At 59.9% G+C, this 4,692-nt stretch carries 4 protein-coding genes; all 4 read right to left on the bottom strand.

All coding sequences use genetic code 11. The features are described 5' to 3' along the window. Positions 1 to 1,164, bottom strand: a 1,164-nt coding sequence (locus SGJ19_01150) for a PVC-type heme-binding CxxCH protein (protein MDZ4778842.1), incomplete at its 3' end; no start/stop codon positions are given. A 74-nt stretch (positions 1,165 to 1,238) separates the two neighbouring features. Further along, positions 1,239 to 2,720 carry an ADP-ribosylglycohydrolase family protein gene (locus tag SGJ19_01145; GenBank protein MDZ4778841.1) on the bottom strand — a complete coding sequence of 494 codons (1,482 nt, stop codon included), beginning with the start codon at positions 2,718 to 2,720 and terminating at the stop codon, positions 1,239 to 1,241. Between the two features lie 495 nt (positions 2,721 to 3,215). Further along, complete coding sequence (locus SGJ19_01140; GenBank protein MDZ4778840.1) at positions 3,216 to 3,977, bottom strand: PQQ-binding-like beta-propeller repeat protein; 762 nt, start codon at positions 3,975 to 3,977, stop codon at positions 3,216 to 3,218. A gap of 279 nt (positions 3,978 to 4,256) precedes the next feature. Further along, positions 4,257 to 4,692 (bottom strand): hypothetical protein (locus tag SGJ19_01135; GenBank protein ID MDZ4778839.1); only part of this gene is annotated, 436 nt, incomplete at its 5' end.

Below are 4,692 nucleotides of genomic sequence, written 5' to 3'. Positions count from 1 at the left end.
GACGAAGACACCGCCGTCCGGCGCGGCGACGAGGTCAATGCCGCGAAACCACGGGTCCGCGAAGAAGAAGGCGTCCGGATTGTGCCGCGCGATGAAGCCGCTGCCCTGCCGATCGAGTTGTTCAACGTTCAAACGGCGGCCGTGGAAATTGATCGTCAGAAGTTTGTTGTTCCACGCTTCCGGCCATTGACCGCCCTGGTAAATTAACAAGCCCGTGTGCGCGTGTCCGCCGCCGGCCGCGCTGGTGACATCGGTCACGCCCTTGCGCACGTCGGTCCAGTTTTCGCCGGTGCCCCAGTGAACGTGATCCGCCGTCTGCTCGATCGGTTCGTAAATGTGCGGCGTGGGATCGCCGCCATACATGCGCCGGTAATGCGCGCCGGGAATGACGTGCCAGAGATGGCCGATGACGGTGTTGATGAAGAACAGTTCGCCGAGCGCATCCCAGTCCATGCCCCACGGATTTGTCGTGCCCTGGGCGACGACCTCGGTGACGCGCCGGGTCGGATGATATCGCCAGATGCCAACGTTCATCGCGGTGCGCTTCTCGACCGACGTGGCGGGCGGTCCGATGCGCGAGGTGCTTTGAATTCCGTGCCGACCGTATAGCCATCCGTCCGGTCCCCAGCGCAAGCCATTCGCCACCGTGTGACGACCCGCGACATACTCGAAGCCGTCAAGGACTATCTGCGGCGGGCCGTCGGCGATCCCATCACCGTTCTCGTCCGGGAGGAAATACAAGTTCGGCAATGCCAGCGCCCACACGCCACCAAGGCCAACCTCGACGCTCGTCAACCGCTCCGCGCCGTCCCAGAACACCGTGCGTTTGTCGAAACGCCCGTCGTTGTCGGTGTCCTCGAAGACCACGATGCGGTCGCGCAGATCTTTGTGATAACCCATCTTTGATTCCGAGTAAGTGTAATTCTCCGCAACCCACAACCGCCCGCGCGCGTCAGTCGCCATGCCGATGGGCTGTTGCACATCCGGCTCGGCGGCGAAGACGGTGAGCTTGAAGCCGGGCGGCAACTTCGACTGCGCGATGACCTCCATCACCGGCATCGGGCCGTTGGTGGCGGTTTCGGTGTTGAACGGCTTGAGGGAGGCCGACTCGGCGGCCAGGGCAGCGACAACTGAAAGGGCGAAGGCCCTGAAAGCAAATTTCATATCAAGTGTTTGACTGGAGGCGACAAAAGCGACGGATCACTACGTTTTTCAACATTAAAGACTGCCAATCGCGATTACTCCAGTTTCAAGTTGCGCCAGAGGGCGTTGCCGGCGGTACGGTGGGCGACGAGCACGCGCTGGTAGAGGCGCAGTGTCACATCACGCGAGGCGAATTTCGCAAGGTCAACGGACATGGCCACCCACTTCCGTTCGCCCGCGCCGCCTTCGATGATACGTTTCTCCAAGAGTGTGTTGTCGGCATAGACGTTGAGTTCCCAGGCGCGTCCGGCGTCACTGCCCACCTCGAAGGCCAACTTCGGCTCCGCGCTGAGTTTCGTCTTCCGCACGAGCAGGCAGCCGCGCACCTCGTCGCGCGGATAAGTGGCGAGCACGTCGCCCGCGAGATGCGTGATGCCCCGAATGCCGCCCATACCGCCGCCAGCGCCGCCGAAGCCGGCACGTTCCAGTTTCCAGTCGGCGTTCCAATACTGCATTAAATCCGCAAGCTGGAAAGTTTCAGCAGGCTGCGTGACCGGTGCCTGCGCGGGAATAGAAATCCTGTCGCCAGAAATCGTCGCGCCGTTCGCGGCGAGGATTTTTTCCCCGATTGCAGCGGTGCGGTGGGCGAGGTCAGAGATCTTTTCATCGACCGGCGGGGTCAGCTTTACGCCACCCATCTCCGAACCGACGATGCGATCGCCAAGTTGGGCTACCAAGTGCGGCGGGATCGCCTTCATCCCGTGCATCGCGCCGACGACGGCGGCGGCGTTGGCCGCGTTGCAATCCGCGTCAGTGAAATCAGCGGCCTGGGCGGCGAGATTGACCGTCTTCAAGAAGTCGCCATTGCCAAACCATACGGCTGCGGCCGCTAGACCGCCGTTGGGGACGGCGTTGTTCGTCGCGGGATATTCGCTATGCCAGCGGTCTTCAACGGCGTCGCAAATCTCTTGAAAACTTTTGCCCTGTTCCGCGAGTCGGATGACGAGGTCGAGGCACTGACGGTAGGGTGAATCAGGATGAAGGAGCTGCGCCGCTTTCCGCACGATGGTCTGGGTGTCGCGTTCGCTGAAACCCAGTGAAATCATTCCGGCCATGAAGACCGCGCCATCCACGCCTTCCGCGTAACCGTTGACGTGGCCGAACTCACGCGCGAGGCGGCCCGCAACGTTTGGTAATCCCGGGGCCAGCGCGCCATAGACGTCCGCGCTGAACTGGGGGCCGATCGTGAACCAAAGTTTGTTGTAGCGCGGATGGCCGGAATCGGGTGCCTGGATTCCTTTCTGCAGATTCAACCTCGACTGTTCGCTCGAACCCCACGAGCCGCAACCGTTCTCCAGCCATTGTTGACCGAGCTGCGCGGCGGTCAGTCCGATACCATATTTTTCAAACGCGCGGACAGCGCACATCTCATAATACCAGTCGTCATCCACGGGAGTAACGGTGTAACGTTTCGGATAATTCGTCAGCCAGAGAGTGGAGGAAACATGGTGCTCGTGGGGCCAGGCGAGCAGAACCCCGCAGATCTGCCCGGCCCAAACGGCATGGACACGATCCACGTAATCTGCGCGAGTGAGTTGAAAGGGTGCTGCGGCCGAAACTCCTTGGGGCAATAACAGGGCGCAAATGAGAAGAGCTGCGGCAACAAGTGGGCGATTGAGAGTGCGGCGACGCCTTGGGTTCATAGTCTGTGTATCTTCCTGTTATCATTCGACAATTCCGTCGGCCATGTCTGTCAACTTCTGGTATCAAACGATAATTCTGCTTCCGTGTCGAGCTGCAGCAGCCATGCCTCAGCAATTCTCATTTTGCGGAGCGCGGCTGTGTGCAAAGCACCAGCCGCGTGCGAACACACCCCATGCCTGTATTTGAGCCGACGTACTTCGGCTGGTCGAGACGATACAACACGGCCGCGCTCCGTGACAAAATGAGAATTGCTGGCCATCAGTGACGGAATACTTCAGCGGTTCGGCTGCGGTTGCCGCAGACGACAAAAAGAGGCCGGGTTCGGAAGGGAGGAGCCAGCACAGAGTTTGGGAGGACACAGAGAGGGATTACCTGGAGACCGCCTCTCTGTATTCTCCCATACTCTGTGCTGAACCAAATGCTGAACCAAAGATATCATCATTGCTTGGCCCGGTGCAGGGCCAGGTTGTCTTCATCGTTGAGGTCCATTTCGAAGTAGTCGGTGAACATTCACCAGGCCGTTGGGGGAGCAACTTGCCGTCATGCTTGCCACCGGAGCTGTCCGAGGGCGATGTGTTCGGGCTTTCGTCGAACTTCCAGTGACCAACGATGTCCGCCGATGCTGGACTGGCGACCGCAGCGTTTGAAGCATCGCCGATGCAGTAAAGGTTTTTCTCAGTGCGAATGAAGAACTGCCCGCGCGAAATGGCGGGTGAAGCCTGCACTTTTTCGCCGAGCGGATTCTTTGCCAGCACTTTGAATTCCGAGCTGGCTGCGATGACGGTAGTCTCACCGTTGTCGCCGAGGAAATAGATGCGGCCTTCGGCAGCGACGGGCGACGCGGAGAAATTCCCACCGACGCGTTCCTGCCAGACAAGTTCGCCCGTGTCGGCTTTCATGCACGAGGCCACGCCACCGTCAGTGATGGCAAAGAGATGCGGCTTCAAGTAGAGCATCGATGGCACTTTCGGCATGCCTTTCTTTTGTTCCCAAACGAGATTGGCTTCCTTGAGATCGCCTTTGCCGCCGAGCCTGAACGCCTTCATTGTCTCCTTGCCTCCCCACCCGCCGGACGTGAACGCCAGTCCGTCGCCCAGTACGACAGAAGGCACCTTGCCTTCGCCGATCACTCCATGTAGGTATTTCCCAACCAGGAACAGGAATACGATCCCGGGGGATCAAACGGAACTTCTGCATGAACAGCTTGCATCAGCACAGCAAGCCAGACGGCTGCGTGGGTCACGATTTTTTGGCTGGGCGACATTTTCACTTATGGCGGCCAGAGTGCCGAAGTGCCAGACTCGCTGCTAGAACAATGCAGCGAGAATTCTTGACAAAATTTACCCGATCGCCGCGGCCCTGAACTCCTTGAAAGCGGGACAAGGATCAACACCTCGCTGTTTTCACCGTCATGGGTTTTGCCTTAACTGTCCGACGTTTGTGGTGACGAGCGGTTCCGCAACGCCGGGCACAAGGGTAAACTTGAAGCTGTCGAGGTTCAGCCACTCCACCTTGTCGGCATGGAGCACGGGACGGAAATCGTCCTCGGCGAGGCTGAAGCGCACGTCCTCCAGGGTGAGCGACTGGACGTTGCGCGCGTAGAGGCCCCACGCCGGAAGCGCCCGTGCGTCCACACCAGGGCCTTTGACGATCTGGTTCGTGGACCAGGCTTTGCCGCCTCCGGCAAACTCCGCGCGCACTCCGCGCAGGATGACGTTCGTGATGGGCGCGTCAGTCCAGCTCTCTGCCGAGAAAGCCGAGCGATATACTCCAGTGGCTTCAAGGCCGCTGACCGTGACCTTTCCCACCGTGTTCCCGGGCTTGATCCAAAGCGTCACCGGCGAG

The sequence above is a fragment of the Planctomycetia bacterium genome (assembly GCA_034440135.1).
GTDB lineage: Bacteria > Planctomycetota > Planctomycetia > Pirellulales > JALHLM01 > JALHLM01.
The sequence above is the reverse complement of the archived record's forward strand: the minus strand, read 5'-3'. Positions and strand labels throughout refer to the sequence as shown.